The 18699-nt window shown below is 62.9% G+C and carries 16 protein-coding genes; 6 read left to right on the forward strand and 10 right to left on the reverse strand.

Annotated features, from left to right (window positions below; genetic code table 11):
- Nucleotides 1-118: 118 nt before the first annotated feature.
- Both G7A66_RS13685 and G7A66_RS13690 read left to right on the forward strand, forming a co-directional pair.
- On the forward strand, nucleotides 119-1546 hold the full coding sequence (locus G7A66_RS13685) for a dihydrolipoyl dehydrogenase family protein (RefSeq protein WP_174296220.1): 1428 nt from the start codon (nucleotides 119-121) through the stop codon (nucleotides 1544-1546).
- On the forward strand, nucleotides 1507-2562 hold the full coding sequence (locus G7A66_RS13690; RefSeq protein ID WP_232366904.1) for a radical SAM protein: 1056 nt from the start codon (nucleotides 1507-1509) through the stop codon (nucleotides 2560-2562). The genes G7A66_RS13685 and G7A66_RS13690 overlap by 40 nt, the downstream gene beginning before the upstream one ends.
- 17 nt (nucleotides 2563-2579) lie before the next feature.
- Here G7A66_RS13690 and G7A66_RS13695 read toward each other — a convergent pair whose 3' ends face one another.
- Together G7A66_RS13695 and G7A66_RS13700 are read right to left on the reverse strand one after the other, a co-directional pair.
- A complete protein-coding gene (locus G7A66_RS13695) occupies nucleotides 2580-3113 on the reverse strand; it encodes a group I truncated hemoglobin (protein ID WP_332310566.1) in 534 nt (177 codons plus the stop codon).
- A 10-nt stretch (nucleotides 3114-3123) separates the two neighbouring features.
- On the reverse strand, nucleotides 3124-4038 hold the full coding sequence (locus tag G7A66_RS13700; protein WP_174296221.1) for a DUF3034 family protein: 915 nt from the start codon (nucleotides 4036-4038) through the stop codon (nucleotides 3124-3126).
- 107 nt (nucleotides 4039-4145) lie between these two features.
- Here G7A66_RS13700 and G7A66_RS13705 point away from each other — a divergent pair, with 107 nt between their 5' ends.
- Nucleotides 4146-4763: a cupredoxin domain-containing protein gene (locus G7A66_RS13705; protein WP_174296222.1), complete on the forward strand. Its 618-nt coding sequence runs from the start codon at nucleotides 4146-4148 to the stop codon at nucleotides 4761-4763.
- The gene (locus G7A66_RS13710; protein ID WP_174296223.1) at nucleotides 4760-7078 is read left to right on the forward strand and encodes a putative bifunctional diguanylate cyclase/phosphodiesterase; all 2319 of its coding nucleotides are present in this window, start codon (nucleotides 4760-4762) and stop codon (nucleotides 7076-7078) included. The genes G7A66_RS13705 and G7A66_RS13710 overlap by 4 nt, the downstream gene beginning before the upstream one ends.
- Before the next feature lie 140 nt (nucleotides 7079-7218).
- Here G7A66_RS13710 and G7A66_RS13715 read toward each other — a convergent pair whose 3' ends face one another.
- From G7A66_RS13715 to G7A66_RS13750, 8 genes are all read right to left on the reverse strand, one after another.
- Nucleotides 7219-8652, reverse strand: a complete 1434-nt coding sequence (locus G7A66_RS13715; protein WP_174296224.1) for a methyl-accepting chemotaxis protein — start codon at nucleotides 8650-8652, stop codon at nucleotides 7219-7221.
- Nucleotides 8649-10169 (reverse strand): putative bifunctional diguanylate cyclase/phosphodiesterase, encoded by a 1521-nt coding sequence (locus tag G7A66_RS13720; RefSeq protein WP_232366905.1) that lies wholly within the window; start codon nucleotides 10167-10169, stop codon nucleotides 8649-8651. The genes G7A66_RS13715 and G7A66_RS13720 overlap by 4 nt, the downstream gene beginning before the upstream one ends.
- Before the next feature lie 114 nt (nucleotides 10170-10283).
- The gene (locus G7A66_RS13725) at nucleotides 10284-11078 is read right to left on the reverse strand and encodes a CheR family methyltransferase (protein WP_232366906.1); all 795 of its coding nucleotides are present in this window, start codon (nucleotides 11076-11078) and stop codon (nucleotides 10284-10286) included.
- A 56-nt stretch (nucleotides 11079-11134) separates the two neighbouring features.
- A complete protein-coding gene (cheB, locus tag G7A66_RS13730; protein ID WP_232366907.1) occupies nucleotides 11135-12328 on the reverse strand; it encodes a chemotaxis-specific protein-glutamate methyltransferase CheB in 1194 nt (397 codons plus the stop codon).
- An 11-nt stretch (nucleotides 12329-12339) separates the two neighbouring features.
- A complete protein-coding gene (locus G7A66_RS13735) occupies nucleotides 12340-12705 on the reverse strand; it encodes a response regulator (RefSeq protein ID WP_174296226.1) in 366 nt (121 codons plus the stop codon).
- Between the two features lie 57 nt (nucleotides 12706-12762).
- A complete protein-coding gene (locus G7A66_RS13740) occupies nucleotides 12763-13200 on the reverse strand; it encodes a chemotaxis protein CheW (RefSeq protein WP_174296227.1) in 438 nt (145 codons plus the stop codon).
- Nucleotides 13197-15617: a chemotaxis protein CheA gene (locus tag G7A66_RS13745; protein ID WP_174296228.1), complete on the reverse strand. Its 2421-nt coding sequence runs from the start codon at nucleotides 15615-15617 to the stop codon at nucleotides 13197-13199. Before G7A66_RS13745 ends, G7A66_RS13740 begins: the two co-directional genes overlap by 4 nt.
- 96 nt (nucleotides 15618-15713) lie before the next feature.
- On the reverse strand, nucleotides 15714-17156 hold the full coding sequence (locus G7A66_RS13750; RefSeq protein ID WP_174296229.1) for an MATE family efflux transporter: 1443 nt from the start codon (nucleotides 17154-17156) through the stop codon (nucleotides 15714-15716).
- A gap of 113 nt (nucleotides 17157-17269) precedes the next feature.
- Here G7A66_RS13750 and G7A66_RS13755 point away from each other — a divergent pair, with 113 nt between their 5' ends.
- Nucleotides 17270-18031 carry a class II aldolase/adducin family protein gene (locus tag G7A66_RS13755; RefSeq protein ID WP_174296230.1) on the forward strand — a complete coding sequence of 254 codons (762 nt, stop codon included), beginning with the start codon at nucleotides 17270-17272 and terminating at the stop codon, nucleotides 18029-18031.
- A 94-nt stretch (nucleotides 18032-18125) separates the two neighbouring features.
- Nucleotides 18126-18686: a (2Fe-2S)-binding protein gene (locus G7A66_RS13760; protein ID WP_174296231.1), complete on the forward strand. Its 561-nt coding sequence runs from the start codon at nucleotides 18126-18128 to the stop codon at nucleotides 18684-18686.
- Nucleotides 18687-18699 lie beyond the last annotated feature (13 nt).

Raw genomic sequence — 18699 nt, forward strand, 5'->3', positions numbered from 1 at the left:
TTTCCGCTCTCACAGCGTCTTTGCCTCTGCCGCCATCGTATGTCAGGGTAAGTCGCACAGATTTGATCTGTTTGCAGCCCCGCATCACGCCAAGGTATTCATTTAGAATGGACAGCCATTGAGATATTCCCACGATGCTATCGTGATCGGTGCCGGGTCGGCGGGGCTGACGGCAGCGGGCGGGATTGCCATGTTCGGTAGGAAAGTTGCTCTGATCGAGGCGGGGCCAATGGGCGGGGAATGCCTGAACACCGGCTGCGTGCCATCCAAGGCGCTGATTGCGGCGGCGGCGCGCGCCCATGAAGGCCGCCGGGGAAGCGCCGATGCGCCGCGTTTCGGCGTGGCGCTCGGCGAACCGCAGGTCGACTGGCGCGGGGTTCATGGCCACATCCATGAAGCGATCGCCACCATCGCGCCGCATGATTCGCAGGAACGTTTCGAAGGCATGGGCTGCGAAGTGCTGCGCGAAACGGCGCGCTTTACCGGGCGCAAGCGGCTGCTGGTCGGCAATCGAGAGATTACCGCTCCTCGCATCGTCATTGCGACGGGTTCGAAGCCCGCTCTTCCGCCCATCGACGGATTGGAGGAGGTACCGTTCCTCACGAATGAAAGCCTGTTCGACCTGGAGGATCTGCCCGAACATCTGATCATCGTCGGGGCAGGGGCCATCGGAATGGAAATGGCGCAGGCGTTCCGCAGGCTCGGCAGCGATGTCACAATTGTCGATCCGGGCGAACCGATGGGCCGTGACGACCGCGATGCCGTCGCCCTCGTGACCGAGGCGCTGAAGAACGAAGGCGTTCGCTTCATCAAGGGCGAAGCTGCAAGCGTCTCGCGCCGCGCGGGCGTGACCCGGCTTGCTTTGAAGGACGGCCTCGAACTCGAAGGCAGTCACCTGCTGATCGCAGCGGGCCGCACCGCCAACGTAGATGCGCTGGGACTCGAAAAGGCTGGCGTGGAGGTCGGCAAGGACGGGATCGTTACCGACGGCCGCCGCCGCACTGCTAACAAGGCGATATATGCAATCGGCGATTGCCGTGCAGGGCCGCGCTTCACCCATGTTGCCGGCTATGAAGGCAGCAATGTCGCGCTGGAGATCGCCCTCGCGATCCCCGCAAAGGTCGATTACGCTGCGCTTCCCTGGTGCACCTATACCAGCCCCGAATGCGCGCAGATGGGGATGACCGAGGGACAGGCGCGCGACAAGCACGGCGATGCAGTCTCGATCGTCCGCGAGAACTTCGATCACAACGACCGGGCGGTGACGGAAGGGGACGAGCGAGGTTTCCTCAAGGTCGTCATGAAGGGCCGCAAGGTGCTGGGGGTGACCATTGTCGGCAGAAACGCGGGCGAATTGCTGCTCCCCTGGACACAGGTGATGACCGGCAAGAGTTCGACCTTCGCGCTGGGATCGTCGATCATTGCCTACCCAACCCGCAGCGAGATCGCCAAGGCCGCGGCTTTCTCCGCCTGGGAGCCGACCGTTTTCGGCACGGCGCCCCGCAAATGGTCGGCTTTGATCGCAGGGACGCGGCAGATATTCTGATGAATGCAGGTCCAAACCAGCAAAGGGGGCGCAGCAAGAGCCGCAACGCGCCCGCCGGGCCTTCCCCGTTCAGGGAACAGGATGTTGCTCCGCTGAGAGCCGAGAAGTTCAGGGATCCGCACCTGACCGCCGATGGCAGCACGCGCGCATCAGTTGCGCTGGAAAAACTCGACACGCTGTGGTTCAACACCGGCACTCTCTGCAATCTCGCCTGCGCAAGCTGCTATATCGAGAGCAGTCCGACGAACGATGCCCTGATCTACATCACCGCCGCAGAAGTGTCGGATTACCTAAACCAGATCGATGCGTCAGGTCAGGATGTGCGCGAGATCGGCTTCACGGGCGGGGAGCCGTTCATGAACCCTGCGTTCCCCGAAATGCTGGAGGGTGCGCTCAGCCGTGGATATCAGGTTCTGGTCCTCAGCAACGCGATGAAGCCCATGCGGCGGCACGAAGCCACGCTGCTGGGCCTGCGGGACAGATTTGGTGCCCGGCTGGTAATGCGCATCAGCCTCGATCACCATACGAAAGCGGTGCACGAAGCCGAGCGCGGTCCGGGCAGTTGGGACGTGGCAATGGCCGGATTGCGCTGGCTGTCAGAAAACGACTTTGCCCTTGCGGTGGCCGGGCGCCTGCTTCCTCACGAACCGGAGGGCGAAGCCCGCACCGGTTTTGCGCGCCTGTTCGCGGAAGAGGGAATTTCGGTCGATGCCATGAACCCGTCGCGGCTCACTCTGTTTCCCGAGATGGACGAAACTGCGGACGTGCCGGAAATTACCACCGCCTGCTGGTCCATCCTCGGCAAGTCACCATCGGATGCAATGTGCTCCAGCAGCCGCATGGTCGTGCACCGGAAAGGCGAGCCGCGCGCCCGCGTCGCCGCCTGCACCCTGTTGCCTCATGCGAAAGGGTTCGACCTCGGCGACACGCTGGCCGAGGCTGCTGTGCCGGTCGCACTGAACCATCCGCATTGCGCGCGCTTCTGCGTGCTTGGCGGAGCGAGTTGTTCGGCCTGAACGGTCGCCCGTGCCGATCAGCGTTCGATGATGTCGGGCGACATGGGCGCAAGCTTCGCCAGAAAGCGGTTCTGCGCTGAAAACGGCACTTCGGCCTCCCGCATTGCCATCTGCAAATTCTCCACCAGCGCGTTCATGTCGCCCTTCTGAATGCCGAGTTTCGCATGGCTCGCATGCATGTCACGCCCCGTGTAATCGCAACCGGCGTTCAAGATGTAACAGAATTGCTCGAACAGAGTTCGCCGCAGCCGCACCAGATCGTGACTTTCGAAAATTGCTGCGATGCGCGGGTCCGAAAGGTTGATGGCCACCAGCCGATCGGTGATGGCGCGAATACCTTCCTGTCCCCCGAACAGTTCCGCCATCTTGCCACTGGCGAACGGATCGGCCCCGGCATTGGCATTGTCCGGCACATATGGGTCGACCGGCAATTCGCCTGTGACCGGATCCGCTGCAATCTCTTCCACGCCAAAAGCTTCGTCCCAGTCGACGTTCTCGGGCGGCGCTTGCTGCATCAGCAGGAGAGCGGCGGCGATGGGCATGGCAGGCATCGAATACGTCCTAGAAAGCTAATTGCGCCGAGAGCAGCGCGCCGCGCTGATCGTCAAAGGTGGCGATGGAGCCGAGATCGACATAAGCGGCGGTAACCGTGACATTGTCGTCAACGACATAGGCGGCGAACACATCCAGCCAGTCGTCCTGCCGCGCAACAGGGAGATCGTCGGGCATGGTCCGATATTCCGCGCCCACGATAAGGCGGCGCGATAGTTGATAGGCAAGGCTGCCCTCGAACTGAAGACTGTAATCGTCGCCATCCAGCCGCGACCCTGCCGGGTAGTTCTGCCCGAAGCCGAGCAGGCCTGACTGGTTGCCTTTCGTCAGCCGAGCCGTCGCATTGGCAAGCAGGCTGTGCGACAGGAACAGCTTGGTCGCGCTGAGCGTGATGTCGGTACCGTTGCCCTCCAGCGCACCGACAGCACGCACCACCTGCTTGTCGAGATTGCGCTTGTGCTGCACGCCCAGCGCGATCTGGGGCATCAGCGGGTCGCCATATACGAGGTCGCCCGCCAGCTTCAGCTTGGCGGCAAAGACATCCTGGTCCAGCGTGAAGCCGCGACCGAGCCCCAGCTCGGTACCCACATCGCGGGTATCGAGGCTCTGCCGGGCGTAACTCAGTTCCAGCCGGTTCGCGATGCCGACAGCGACGCCATAGCTGCGCCAGCCAAAGTCGGACAGTTCGATGCCGGTGACGTGGCCAGTCACGCCGATGCCGTCCTCGGTTCCCATCCCGCCGATCGTTGCCCACGTGGCGAGGCCGCCGCCGCTGCTACCCTCGATGCTGGAAACCGCATTGGTCAGGACCAGCTTTTCCCCTTCGAACAGATCAAGGCGTTCCGCCATTGCCGGAGAAGGGGCGAGGCCGAGCGACAAACCAAGAGCCGCAATCAGGCGGTGAGGGTAGAGCGTGCGGAACATGGCACCTGATATCGTGTGGAATGGTTAATTTTCCTTGCCGGTCCCTGCTGCGCCTCGCGCGTTGGCTGGTTACGCATTCTTAAAGTCCGAGGGTTAATTTGCGGCGCATGATCCTGCGCATCCTCGCCACGCTGGCCCTCGCCGCCCTCGTGCCTCTTGCCGCTTCGACGGCAGCGTCACCGGCTTCGGTGCGCGTCCAGGTGGTGGATCCCGCCGGCGTGCCGGTCCGCGATGCAGTTGTCGAACTCGACCGGAGCGGCGGTTACAGGGGCGGGGCAATCCGCTTTCCCTGGCACATGGCCATGGCGCAGAAGGGGCAGGAATTCGTGCCCGGTACGCTGATTGTCGCCCGGGGTAGCAGCGTGGCCTTTCCCAATCTGGACCGCGTGCGGCACAGCGTCTATTCCTTTTCCAAAGCAGCCCGCTTCTCCATTGACCTGTACGGGCGGGACCAGTCGCGGACACAGAAATTCGCCATTGCGGGCAGCGTCGCGCTAGGCTGCAACATTCATGACTGGATGAACGGCTACATTCGCGTGGTCGAAACCCCCTATGCCGCGAAAACGGATCACAACGGCTACGCCCGCATTGCTGCCGTTCCCTACGGCTCCTATGGTTTGACGGTATGGCATCCCCGCGCGAGGCTGCCGGGCGGAGAATTCAAGCGCAGCCTCACGATCGACACGGGCAGCATCGCACAACGCGTGCAGATGCGCCTGCGGTGATCGCCCGGAATATGCTGGCGGGGCGGCGCCTGCACTTCGCCTCGCTGTCGCGGCGGATCGCGGTCCTCTACACCCTGCTGTTCGGCCTTGTGCTGGCATCCATCATGGTCCTGGTGAATCACGGCATCCAGCGCTTCGCCGAAAATGCCGCCACCCGCGATCTTGCTGCCCATGCCCGCGTTTTCGACGAGATACTCGAACTGAGAGCTCGCCAGATGCGCGGTTCGGCCGATGTGCTGTCACGCGATTTCGGTTTTCGCGAGGCGGTGGCGACCGATGACGCGGCGACGATCAGCAGCGCACTCGCCAATTTGCAGACCCGGTCCAATGCTTCGGCGGCATTCGTCATCGGACTAGACGCTTCGGTGACGGGCTCGGGCCGATCTGCCCTGCCGTCGGCGGAAAGCATGTGGTCTGCCCTGGATGAGGGGCAGGAGCGCGGGGTCATCGAGATCGGCGGAAAACTGGCATTGGCGGCCGCTTCGCCTGTCGAGGCGCCCGATCTTCTCGGCTGGCTGGTGCTGGCGCAGCCACTGGATGCTGCGGAAATGTCGCGGCTGGGGCGGCTTGCGGCTCTTGGCGTAGAGGCGCGGGTTCGTGCAAAACAGGCGCTGCCTGACGGTATCGCCGCAATGCCGCTGGGCCAGGTTTCGCATCTGCTGACGGAGAACGAGCACCTCTATCGGGTTTCCGCCCTTCCTTCGCTGGCGAACGGAGTCGAACCGCGCCTCGTTCTCAGACATTCGCTGCAGGCGACGCTAGCCGAATATACCAGCCTGCGCCTCCTGCTCGGCCTGTTCGCAGGCCTCGGCCTTGCCCTTGTCATCCTGCTGAGCGGCCGCATAGCGCGTTCGATTGCAAGCCCGATCAGCAGGCTCGACTTGGCCGCAAGAGCAATGGCTCAGGGACGCGCCCGGCATGTGCAGGTGGATAGCGAGGATGAAGTCGGCCGACTTGCCACCAGTTTCAACCACATGGTCGACGCGATCGAGGAACGCGAGAAGCGTATCACGCATGTCGCCTTGCATGACGGGCTGACCAATCTGCCCAATCGCAAGCTGTTCGTAGGCCAGCTGCAATCGGCACTGGAGAGGCGGCATGCGGACGAACGGATCATGGTCGTCTATGTCGATCTCGACGATTTCAAGGTCGTCAACGATACCTTGGGCCACCCGTTCGGCGACTCCCTGCTCTGCCGCGTCGCCGAGGATCTGAAGGCACGTATTCCCGATGCCGTCGTGGCCCGAATGGGCGGCGACGAATTCGCCATCATGCTGAATCGGCTGGGGCCGCAATCCAGCATACCCGCTCTGGCCGACAATCTGCAGGCGTGTTTCGGGCAGGGGATCGAGATCGAAGGCCAATTGGCCGATGCCAGCGCCAGCCTGGGCATTGCGATCGCGCCTGCCGACGGGTTGGATAGCGAAACGCTGATGAAGAACGCCGATCTGGCGCTCTACCGCGCCAAGCGGGAAGGCAAGGGCACCCATCACTTCTTCGAAACGGCACTCGACGAGCAGGCGCAGAAGCGCCGCCGCATGGAACTGGATCTGCGCACCGCCATTCGCGATGGCCAATTCGAAATGAATTTTCAGCCGCTCTATTCCTTGAAGGAAGACCGGCTAAAGGCGTTCGAGGCACTGATCCGCTGGCCACATCCGGAACTCGGCATGATCAGCCCTGCCGAGTTTATCCCGCTGGCGGAGGAAACAGGGCTCATCATTCCCATCGGCGAATGGGTAATTCGCGAATCCTGCCGTCAGGCTGCGGCGTGGCCGGATGATCTGAGTGTGGCGGTGAATGTCTCGCCCAAACAGTTCATGACGCCCAACCTGCCTGCCGTGATCCTGCAGGCGCTGACCACTTCGGGATTGGCGCCGCAGCGGCTGGAACTCGAAATCACCGAAAGCATCTTCATCGCCAATGTCGATACCACTCTGGCGACCTTGCACCGCCTTCGCGAACTCGGCGTGCGGATCGCGCTCGACGATTTCGGGACGGGATATTCCTCTCTCAGCTATCTGCGGTCTTTTCCGTTCGACAAGCTGAAAATCGACCAGTCCTTCGTCACCGACCTTCTCAACGGCGGGAATTCGGGAGCGGTCATTCGGGCCATCATCGCTCTGGCCGACGCCCTCGGCATGGAAACCCTGGCTGAAGGGGTAGAAGAGAAGATCCAGGCCGATATCCTTGCGAGGGAAGGCTGCCGTCAGATCCAGGGGTATCTGCTAAGCCGGCCCATGCACGGCGCCGACGTGGCAGGCTTCGTCGCTGGACTGTACGGACAGAGCTGGAACCGCAGCAAACGCGCATGACCACCGGCGGAACTTTCGCAAGGCCGTAGACGGCTGCGACAACTGCCTTGCGCGAGAAACCGTATTCTAGGGCAGCGGTGTTGTTGAGACCGTCACATCCGGTAGGCAGCTGCTCGTTCGTCAGCGGCGGTGGCCTTCTTTCAGCCCTGCCGCATGTCGCGCAGGAAATCCTCGAACCTGCTGCGCAGGGTCGCCGTCTGCCGGTCCAGCTCCGTTGCGGCGGCCAGCACTTCCGATGCCGAATTTCCCGTAGTTACCGAAGCTTCGCGCACCAAAGCGATGTTGTTCTGCACCTCGTCCGTTCCCCGCGCGGCGAGATCGATGCTGCGGGCGAGATCCTGCCCGGCGACGGATTGCTGATCCACCGCCGAAGCGATGGAGATTGCGGTGCTTTCCAGCTCGTGTACCTGATGGCCGATCTGGCGGAGCGCCTGCACGCTGGCACCGGTGGAATGCTGCATGTCGCTGATCTGTCGGGCCACGTCTTCCGTTGCGCGGGTGGTCTGGGCAGCCAGATCCTTCACCTCGGCCGCGACGACGGCAAATCCCCGGCCGGCCTCGCCGCCGCGTGCAGCCTCGATCGAAGCGTTGAGCGCCAGCAAATTGGTCCGTTTCGCGATGGTCTGGATCAGTTCCACGATCTTGCTGACCTCTTTTGCCGCTGAGGCAAGATCGGACATGGTGGTGTCGGCCTCTGCCGCGCTTCGCGATGCACGGCGGGCGAGGTCCGCAGAACTGGCCGCCTGCCGGCTGATCTCGCCGATGGACATTGCGAATTCGTCGCTGGCGGCAGCCGCGGCTGTCACGCCGGAGGATGCCTCCTCCATCGCCTTGGAAACCCGTTCGGACCGGATGGACGATATGTCGGCTGCGTCGGCCATCGTGTCGGCTGTGCGATGGAGCTGCCCTGCTGCCGTCGCCACATTGCCGACGGTGTCCGCCACAACTTTTTCCAGCTGGTCGGCGACCTTGCGCAGATGGTCCTCACGGTGCTTTCGCAGGTCCTCCCGTTCGGCAGCGACTGCCGCCTCATTCTCACGCAACTGCAGGAAGTGCGCGGTGTGGGCGCGGAACTGTTCGAGTTCCCGTGCCATAACGCCGTAGAGATCGCGTCGATCCTGATGGGGCACATGACAATCCACGTCACCATTGCCGATCCGCTGCATTGCAGCGTTCAGCGCCTCGACGGTGTCCAGCACATCGCGCGACAGCAGCTTTCCGCCGATAATGAAGATCACGGCGGAAACCAGAACCGCGCCAATGGTCCAGATCAGGCCCGACTGCATCAGGTCGGTGAGCTGCCCTGCGCCGGGTTCGGCAGTCGCGGACGCAATCTCGGCCGCGGACTGGAAGTGGAAACAGGCGATCGCAGCCGTGATCGTCAGAAGCAGCAGTGGCAGCCCTGCGGCGACCCACAGTTTGGCATCCTTGTCGAGGTTGGCGATCCAGCTCTGGACTGTCTTTCCGGAATCCGCCTCACGCCGCCCGGACTGCGCAGAAGCAGCAGAGACCCTCTGGCCTCCATTGGCCGAACCCTCGGTCAGCTTGCTTTTATCCATCGCGATTTCGGTCATGCTACTTTCCTGGCGCTGCCTGGTTGCGGGCTTTCGCTCTTTTCCAGATGCTGTGCGATCTGGTCTGCCGGCATGGCCTTGTAATAGAGCCATCCCTGAATCTGGTCGCAGCCCGACATGCGGGCAAGGTCGGCCTGGGCTTCTGTTTCGACACCTTCCGCCGTGACATCCATCTTCATGGCGCGGGCCACGCTGATGCTCGAAAGCATCATGGCGCGGCTACCTTCGTCTGCTTCCGCATCGACGATCAGCGATCGGTCGAGTTTGAGTTTTTCAAACCGGAACTGGCGCAGGAAGCCGATGGAGGCATAGCCGGTGCCGAAATCGTCCAGCACGACGTTCACACCGAATTTCCGGATAAGCTGAAGGCTGCGCTCCGCCACGACGGGGTCAAGAACGAGGCATGTTTCCGTGATCTCAAGCTCGAGCCGTTCTGGGGGGAAACCGGTTTCTTCAAGTATCTGACCCAGTTCGATGGGAAATTCCGGGTTGCGCAACTGTGCTGCCGAAATGTTGACCGAAAGCTTGATGTCGTTCCATGTCATCGCATCCGTGCAGGCCTGGCGCAGGACCCAAAGCCCGATCGCGTTGATGAAGCCGGATTCCTCGGCCACGGGAATGAAGATGTGCGGGCCGACCATCTCGCCATTTGCCCGCGGCCACCGCAGCAGGGATTCCACCGCTGTGACAGCCCCGGTCCGGGCATCGACCAGCGGTTGATAATGCACGCGGAACTCCTCGTGCGCGAGCGCATGGCGCATGTCTTCGTCCATGGCGCGCAGCGCTTCCAGATCGCGATCGAACTTGGGACTGAACCAGGTGCAGCGCATCTTACCGCCGCGTTTGGACGCATACATCGCGACATCGGATTGCCGCAGCAATTCTGACGATGCGCTTTCACCCGCTCGCCCGCGCGAAAGGCCGATGCTGGCACCGATGACGATACGCCGGTCTTCGACAATGATCGGCTTTTCCAGTTTTTCGAGAAAAGCCCTGCACATGCCCTCCAGAATGGTGCCGGCAAGAGGGCCTTCCATGACGAGCGCGAACTCGTCGCCGCCGAGCCGGTAGCAACGCGCCTCGGTCCCGAGCACCTCTTTCAGTACATCGGCAATCCTGCGGATCAGGACGTCGCCGACGAAATGTCCGTAGTGATCGTTGACGAGCTTGAACCCGTCGAGATCGATGAGGGCGAGCGCGATTTCCTCCCCCGCCTCGGTATCTCGCCTGATATCGAGATGAAGGGCTCGCCGATTGGGCAACTGGCTGAGCGAATCGGTCAACCCAAGCTGTTCCAGACGGGCGATATTGTTCATACCGAAGCGGCCGAGAAGTGCGACGGCGACCGCATAGGCTAGCCCGCCCGTCACGATCATCGCTGTCGCATTCGCGATTTCGATACGTTCGTTAAAGAACAGGGCCAGTGCCAGGGCGGCAAAAATGACGCTGAGCACGACAAGCGGCATGAAGACGAGCAATCCCGCCGCGAATTTTTCCCGATCTGCCAGCAGTTTCATCAAGGCCCAGTGCTCCCCACGGCATTTTTGCCATTCCCCGCGCTGCTCTAGCCAGTCACCTTCTAAGGAAGCGTAAAGCGCGGCCGGATGACACCGCTGAACCCGCAGGAGGGATCAACCCGCGCTCACCAGCCTGTGGCTGCTTTCCGCCCGGCCAGCGGTCTTCAGGGGGCAGGCCATTCCGTTCGCGCCTGCAATGGCGCTGAAGAGGTCAGTCTGCCCAATCGGTGTTTCGCCGGCACCGAGCATCAGTAAGCCGTCATCTGCCAGTGCGCTTCGCAGCCGCGCGAAGGCAGCCGCGCGAGTGGCAGCGTCGAAATAAAGGAGCAGATTGCGGCAGAGCACCAGATCGAAGGCCTCGCTTCGCGGAGCGGCGTCCAGAAGGTTGTGCTGTTCGAAGCGGATGTCGGCGGCAAAACGATTGCGGCTTTGCCAGCCGCTGTCCGTCTCGTCGAAATAGCCGATCATTTCAACGACGCCGAGGCCCCGCTGGATCTCGAATTGGCTGTATCGGCCCAATCGCGCCGTGCAGATGGCACCGGCCGAAACATCGGTGCCGAGTATCTCGATTTTCCAGTCGTCCCACTGCCGGTCTGCGGCAAACAGCATTGCGAGGGTCAGAACCTCCTGTCCCGTCGAACACCCTGCGGACCAGATCGAGAGGCGTTTCGTACTTGCGCGCCGTGCTGCTAGAGCGGGCAGGAATTCGGTTGCGAGAGTGGTGAACAGGTTGCGGTCGCGAAAGAAATAGGTCTCGTTGTTCAGCAGAGCCTCGACGACCTCGTCTGCAAGAGCATCCTGTCCGTCCACCGCAAGCATGCAGACGAGCTGGTCGGCATTGGCGATGCCCAGCCGGCGATACAGCCCCGCCAGGGCGCTGTCGATGCGCCAGCGCCGGCTCTCCGCCATATGTTGTCCTGTGCGGCTGCGAAGCAGGTCAAGGATGATGCGCTGCGAGGCCGAGGTCATGTAGCTGCCCGGCCAGTTCTCTCTAGAGGATCGCTCACGAGCCGCGCAACGTGGCGGGCAATCCGGTCCGGAGCCATTACGCCATGCGCGTGGCCTGCCTGTGCCACGACGCGCGGCATGCCCCACACGGCGCTGCTGGCTTCGTCCTGCACCAGCATGATGTTGCCGCATTGATGCATCAGCGCCGCGCCCGCCGAACCGTCGCTGCCCATCCCGGAAAGCACGATGCCGATGGCCTGACCGGGCAGGGCTGCGGCGATGGCCGTGAACATGGGGTCGACCGAAGGCATGAAGCCGCTGGGCGCAGGATTGTCGTGCAGGCGGCAGCGGATCCTTTCGGGCCCGTTCGGCCCTTGTTCGCAGCGGATGGAAAGATGAGCGCTGCCGGGGGCGATGGCGATGCTGCCGCATTCAAGCACCGCGCCTTCTTCAGCGATAGTGGCGGGCCTGCCGCTAATGTCGGCCAACTGCCTTGCGAATACTGGCATGAAGGCCGCCGGAAGATGCTGCGTCACCAAGATGGGCAAGGCGACATGATGCGGCAGATGTCTCAGGAACTGACCCAAGGCATGGATGCCCCCCGTGGAAGCGCCGATCGCTATCAGGCGGAGCGTTCCGGGTGCAGCATTCTCTCCCTTGACCGCTGCCTGTTTTTCGACGAACCGCAAGTGCGGGGCAGATCGCTGACCCTCTTCCGAAGCAGCGAAATGTGGCCGAGCGGCAGGAGCTTCCGGCGGTGCAATCCCGCGACGCGCACCCAGGGCATGTATGCGGTCGATCAGCGCTTGCTGCCAATCGTCGGTGAACTCGCCTGGGCGCGGCTTCAGGATCGTGTCGGCGGCGCCCATCGCAAGCGCCTCGACGCTGTGCCGTGCACCAGCTTCGGTCAGAGAGGAGATGACGATGACGGCAAGACCGGGATGCATCGCCAGCATCCGTGGCAGCGCCTCCATGCCGCCCATTCCCGGCATCTCGAGGTCGAGCAGGACCACATCCACGATTCTGCGGCCGAGTTCGTGCAAGGCGCGTTCGCCGCTGCCGGCAGTCGCCACCACTTCGATCGCCGGATCCTGTGACAGGCTGCGGGTCAGCGCACCGCGAACGGTGAGCGAATCGTCCACGATCAGCACGCGCGCGCCACGCACTTTGCCGCTTTTCAGCAGCGCGTTTTCGGATGCGAACGCAACCAATTGCCGTTTCCTCAGCCGAAGCCGACCAGTTGCAACTTGATCTGCAGCGTTTCCTGATCGAACGGCTTCATCACATATTCGTCCGCACCCGCGCTGATCGCGCGGCGGATATGCTCGATGTCGTTTTCAGTGGTGCAGAACACCACCTTGGGCTTTTGCCCGCCGGGTCGTATTCGCAAGTGGGTGATGAATTCGATGCCTGTCATCACCGGCATGTTCCAGTCCAGCAGGATGATGTCCGGCATGTGCCGGTCGCAGTGGTCCAGCCCATCCCGGCCGTCCGCTGCCTCTTCCACCTGGAAGTGCAGCGACTCCAGGATATGACGCGAAACTTTGCGGATGACCCGTGAATCATCGACGATCAGACATGTTTTCATTGAGGTGCGATTCCCGGTTGTTTTGAACAGCGATAGCCTGCGGATATGTGCAAGCTGTTAATCGGCATGCGTATTTTCCACGTGGAGAAAGGCCTGCACATCGCCAAGCAGGGCAGGGCCCTGCGCCGTTTCCTGCATGCCGCGGGCAGCACGCCGCCAACCGGCACCGATATCGGCAGCGATGGGTATTGGTTCGCCGATCCTGGCCGCGACATCCTCCGCCTCTTCCACCCGCAGGGCGTAAAGGTGTGGTCCGCGTTCCACCGCCACGGCACGGCCGCAGGGCGAGCAGTTCTCATTTTGTATGATCCCCGCCGCGGCCGCCGGGTCGATCACGGTCACCGTTCGGCTGCGCAAGGCGGATAGGCCGAGAACATGAGGCGGCGCATGCGGTACCGGCGACACATCGTCTATATCGATGACGGAATGCACGTCATCTGCATCGAAAGCGACCAGCCGGCCAGCGATCCGCACGAGCAGGACAAGATCGCTCACGCTGCTGCCCCGGCTGCGCCCAGGGCCGCCATCAGCGCAGGCCGGTCATAGCGGTAGATCTCGTTCTCGGCGGACGAGCCGCTGCCTAGGGCAGCCTCCGATCTTAGGCGAATGACCTTGCCAGCGCCGCTGGGCGGATGCGCTCTCTCGTCAAGGAACGCCATGTTCGCCTCGACTTCCGGATCGTGCGTGACGCGGTAGCCCGCCTGTTCCACCAGCGGCATCAGCACGGCCATGATCCAGGGATCACTATCCGGCAGATAGCATGTGGGGCGTTGCACCGGATCCGGAACACGGGCCTGTTCACCGGCAAAAAGGGCGAAGGCGTCGAGTATTTCGGTCCGCAACCCATCGACAAGAGCGATGCCTTCGACGCCTTCATCATCCGGGCCTGCCGGGAACAGCGTGCCATTCAGCGCCGCACTGTCGATGATCCGCCGAACGGCATAGGACAGGTGGGCCGCCGCACCATCGCTGAGGCGCAGAAGCACCAGCGTGTCCTGCGGCAAATCTGCGCTGGCAACCCCGGCCAGGGTTTCGACCCGTCCATCGATGACGATCTGGCAACGCCCATCCTGCAGACGCGTGACGCTGGAGGCGGGCGATCGTTCGATGCGTGCAACCAGATCCATCCGCACTGCGCGGCGCTGTCCGTCCAAAGCCTCGAAGACGAGAATCGGTCGAGCCGGGCCCGCGTAGGCAGATTGCCCGATATCCTCGGCATCACTTGCCAACTGCCTGTTCCGCCGGGTGTGCTGGCCGGCAAGGCCGGCGCGGCGGGAAAGTCCCGCGAGATCGAGCATCATCACCGGACTGCCATCGTCCAGCAGCGTCGTGCCGGCATACAGGCCGGTAGCCATGATCGCGGGCGCGACGGGCTTCACGACAAGTTCTTCGTGATCCAGCACCCGGTCGACGGCAAGCGCAAAGCGGTCGCCATTCGCAAGCGTCGCTATTAGCAGCGGACATTTGCCAACGGCGCGGCCGGGGGAAAGCCCGAGAATATCGGCCAGATGTGCACAGGCGACGCGTTGGCCCCGGATGGTCGCCAGCAGCGCGTCGCCCGCTTGCGTGAACCGCTCTTCATCTCGGCTGGCGGCAACGATCTCGGCAATGCCCGAGCGCGGCAATGCGAAATTCTGTCCCCCCGCCATGATCGTCAAGGCGGGGATGATGGAGAGGGTGAGCGGCAGTTCAAGCATGAAGCGCGTCCCTTCGCCTCGTGTGCTCTCCAGCGCGATCGTCCCGCCGATCTTCTCGATATTCGTGCGGACCACATCCATGCCCACGCCGCGGCCGGAAATCTCCGACACCTTCTCAGCCGTCGTAATTCCGGGCTCGAAGATCAGGTCGAGCTGTTCGGCTTGGGACAGGCTTGCAGCCTCTTCTTCGGTCACGACACCGGCGGCAAGCGCCTTTTTCGTCAAGGCCTCGCCATCGATGCCGAGGCCGTCGTCTGCGATGGTGATGAGGATGCGGTTGCCGGTCTGGCGGGCGGCGACCTCGATCAGGCCGATTTCGCGCTTGCCGTGGCCCAGGCGCGCAGAAGGCTTCTCGATCCCGTGATCGATGGCATTGCGAATGATATGGGTCAGCGGATCGCGGACCATCTCGATCATCTCGCGGTCCAGTTCGACATCCGCGCCGGAGATATCAATCATGACCTGCTTGCCAAGGTCCGCCGACAAGTCGCGGATCATGCGCGGCAGCGATCCGAAAAGATGTTCGAGGCGCTGCATCCGCATCCGCGTCGTGGCTTCCCGCACATCGTCGATGATCGAGGATAGCCGGGCGAATGGCGCACCACAGATTTCGCCCACCAATCCGCCGCGCCCTTCGGCCTTCAGGCGCCGGGCGAGATCGTTCCGGGCCAGCACCATGTCCGATACGCCGGCCATGACCCGGTCCATCAATTCCACTGGTAACCGGATCGAACGGGGCGTTGAAAGGGCAGGCCCGCTGTCGGCTGCAACGTACGCCGGGAGCGAAGGAGCTATGTCTGCATGGCCCGGCAGCATGGCATCGCATGAAGTCTGCGCCGTCATTTCGCCGCTTTCCGCGAGAGCCGCGATCAGTTTCGCGTCGTCATCCCCAGGTTCGGGCGCCTCGCTTTCAATGGCTGCGACGATTGCGCCGATTCTGTCGATGATAGCCAGAACGCCGTCTACCAGCGCCCTATCGACCTGGCGCCGGTCGGACCGCAGGTCGGCCAGCACGCTTTCTGCAGCATGGCTAAGCCGTTCGAGTCGGGGGAAGTCGAAGAACCCGCAATTTCCCTTTACCGTATGCACGAAGCGGAAGATCGTATCGAGGCGGCATCGATCGGTCGGGTTCGCTTCCCATGCGACGAGCTCTCCTCCGATAGCCTCCAGCATTTCTCGCGTTTCAGCGGTGAATTCTGCCAGCAGATCGTCCATCGCGCGCCCTGTCCCCCATAGACCCTTCGTGCAGGCTATGGCGCGGGATGGTTAACGAAGTCTCACCGAAGTCATTACGATGAGGATCTAATGCACTCAGGTGGCGGCGGAGGGGTCCACTGTGGCCAGGCTGGCCTTCGCCTTCGTGCCGCCGTTTTGCGGGGCGATTGCCGCATCCTCGGTTCTTTTCGGGTCGCGGTGCAAGATGTGCCACACCAGCCACGCCGCAATCGCTCCACCGGCGATATTCGCAACCAACTCGCCGGCATAGATTGCCTGCGACCCCCAGACATCCCGCAGCAGCCATGCAACCGGGAGCATGAACAAAAAGACTCGCGCAAAGCTTTGCGCCAGCGCCGCGCCTGCCTTGTCGACGGCGTTCAGAGCGCCATTGCCGACGATCAGCAGACCATATCCGGCATAACCCCAGGCTGCGATGGACAGATACAGCGCGAATTCGCGGATTACCGCGGCATCTTCGGTGAAGAACCCGGCGAACCATTCGCCCGCCGCAAACAGCACTGCGGCCAGCAGCAGGCCATAGAGGATGCAGAACAGGCCGGCGAACTTGACCGCTCGCCTTGCCCTGTCGGCCCGGCCCGCTCCCCAGTTCTGCCCGACGATCGCGCCGATGGATCCCGAGAGTCCGAGCAGCGGGACGACGGCGAAGCTCTGCAACCGGCCCGCTGCGCCAAAACCGGCCACTGCAGCTTCGCCCTCAGCCGCGATCAGCGCCGTCAGGACGGACAGGCCGATGGGGTTGATGGCGTTGGAAAAGGCAGCGGGTGCCGCGACGCGGGCTATGGCGCTGGTCGCGGCGCCGAAATCCGCCCGGCGCAGCATGCGGGGGCGGAAGGGCAGATCAGTGTGGCTGAGCATCCAGATGCCGAGCACGATCGCCAGCGCCCAGCCGGCCAGAGTGGCATAGGCCGCGCCCGCAACGCCGAAGCCGCCGATGCCGAATGCACCCGTTATCAGGATCGGATCCAGCACCCAGTTCGCCGCGGCGTAGGTCACGGAAACGAACGAGGTCTTGCGCGCCTCACCTTGGCCGCGCAGCACGCCATTGGTGCCCATCAGCGTCATCTGTAACGGGAAACCGAGCGCGAAGGGAGCCATGTAGGTGCGGATCAGCGGCAGCAGGTCGTCAGGCGCCTGCATCAGGCGAAACAGCGGGTCCAGCAGCGCATAGAGGATCAGGCCCAGAACAACACCGCTGGCCACGGCGAACAGAATGCCGAAATTGGCCCGGCGCGCGGCGGCTGCCTGGTCTCCGCCCCCGAGGGATCGAGCTACGACGGAATTGACGCCGACCATCACGCCCACACCAAGGCTGGAAAGCGCCACCGTTATCGGAAAGATGAAGGCGATTGCCGCCAGTTCCCGCGAACCCAACTGGCCGATGTAATAAGCGTCGATCAGTCCGATCGACATGATCGCCGCCACGCCGATCACCATCGGCAGCGTCTGCGATACGAGATGCCCGCCGATACTGCCGCTTACCAGCCGGGCACTGTCTCTGGATTGGGTATTGGCCATCTGCGCCAATCCCCTAGCCGTGCCGGCCCGGCCTGTCATGCCGGAACGGCACGTCTTGTCGCAGGCGCGTCCTGCTGCGATACTACGGGCCAACCAGAACACAGGAGAGAGCGATGGCGACGCAGCTGAAACATCAGGATAAATGCAGCCCGGAAGAATGGCAGGCGAGGCAGGATCTGGCGGCTTGCTATCGCATCTTCGACCATCTCGGCTGGTCGGAATCGATTTATAACCATATCTCTTTCAAGGTTCCGGGCGAGGATGATTCGTTCCTCATCAACCCGTTCGGGCTGCTGTATGAAGAGGTGACCGCGTCCAACCTCGTCAAGATCGACATTCGCGGCAACAAGCTGACCGATAATCCCTGGCCGGTGAACAAGGCGGGTTTCACCCAGCACGCCTATTTCCACGAGCATGTCCCCGGTGCACACGCCATCTGCCATACGCATACGACCGAAACGATGGCGGTCTGCAGCAGCGAAGGCGGCTTGCTGCCGACGAATTTCTACGCCTGTAATTTCATCGGACAAATCGGCTACCACGATTTCGAGGGCGTCACCGTTCGCGCCGAGGAAGGCGAGCGGCTGGTCAAGAACCTGGGTGGCAAGCGCATCCTGATGCTGCGGAACCACGGCCCGGTGGTGATGGGGCGCACCATTCCCGAAATGTTCGTGCAGACCTGGGCGCTGCAGCGCGCCTGCGAAATCCAGTGCCTGACCCTGGCGATGGGCAAGCCGCTCCATGTTTCGGACGAGGTGGTCGGCGTACACCAGCGGGACATCGGCCAGGCGCAGGCGCCGGGCGGCCCCGGCTATGCCGATTTCGAAGCCTGGAAGCGCAAGATCGACCGGATCGACGACAGCTGGCGGGACTGAACGGAGGGCGCCTCGTGCGCCGGGAGCACCTTTCCGGCTTGAAGTACGCCGCGCCATGTGAAAAGCGGCGCGAAGCTCAATCTGGAACGCCTCCATGTCAAGCTTCACGCTGAACGAACGCCCGGTCCGCTTCGCGCTCGACCCGCAGACCCCGCTGCTGCACGCAATCCGCGATGCCGCCAATCTGACCGGCACGAAATATGGCTGCGGGACAGGCGATTGCGGGGCCTGCATGGTCATCGTGGATGGCGAGGCGCTGCGCAGCTGCCTGATCACCCTCGCCGAAGCGGAAGGGCGCTTCGTCACGACTATCGAGGGATTGTCGCGCGACCGGTCGCATCCGGTGCAGCAGGCAATGGTGGCTCAGCAGGCCATTCAATGCGGGTTCTGCACGCCCGGCATCGCCATGGCGGCAGCGGCGCTGCTGGCGAAGAACGCCGACCCGAGTGAGTCCGAGATTACCGCCGCTATCCCGAACCTCTGTCGTTGCGGCGTTTATCCGCGCCTGCTGGAGGCGGTCCGGCAGGCAGGGCGCGTCACGCGGCGACAGGAAACCATCAGCGCAGCGCCGGCGCCGGGCATCAGCACGCAGGATGCATCGCTGTCCGTTCCCGCGATCACGCCGGTGCCGGACAGCGAAGCTGCTGTAGAATAAGCAGAAATCGAAG

It is taken from the genome of Alteripontixanthobacter muriae, from assembly GCF_013336795.1.
Taxonomy (GTDB): domain Bacteria; phylum Pseudomonadota; class Alphaproteobacteria; order Sphingomonadales; family Sphingomonadaceae; genus Pseudopontixanthobacter; species Pseudopontixanthobacter muriae.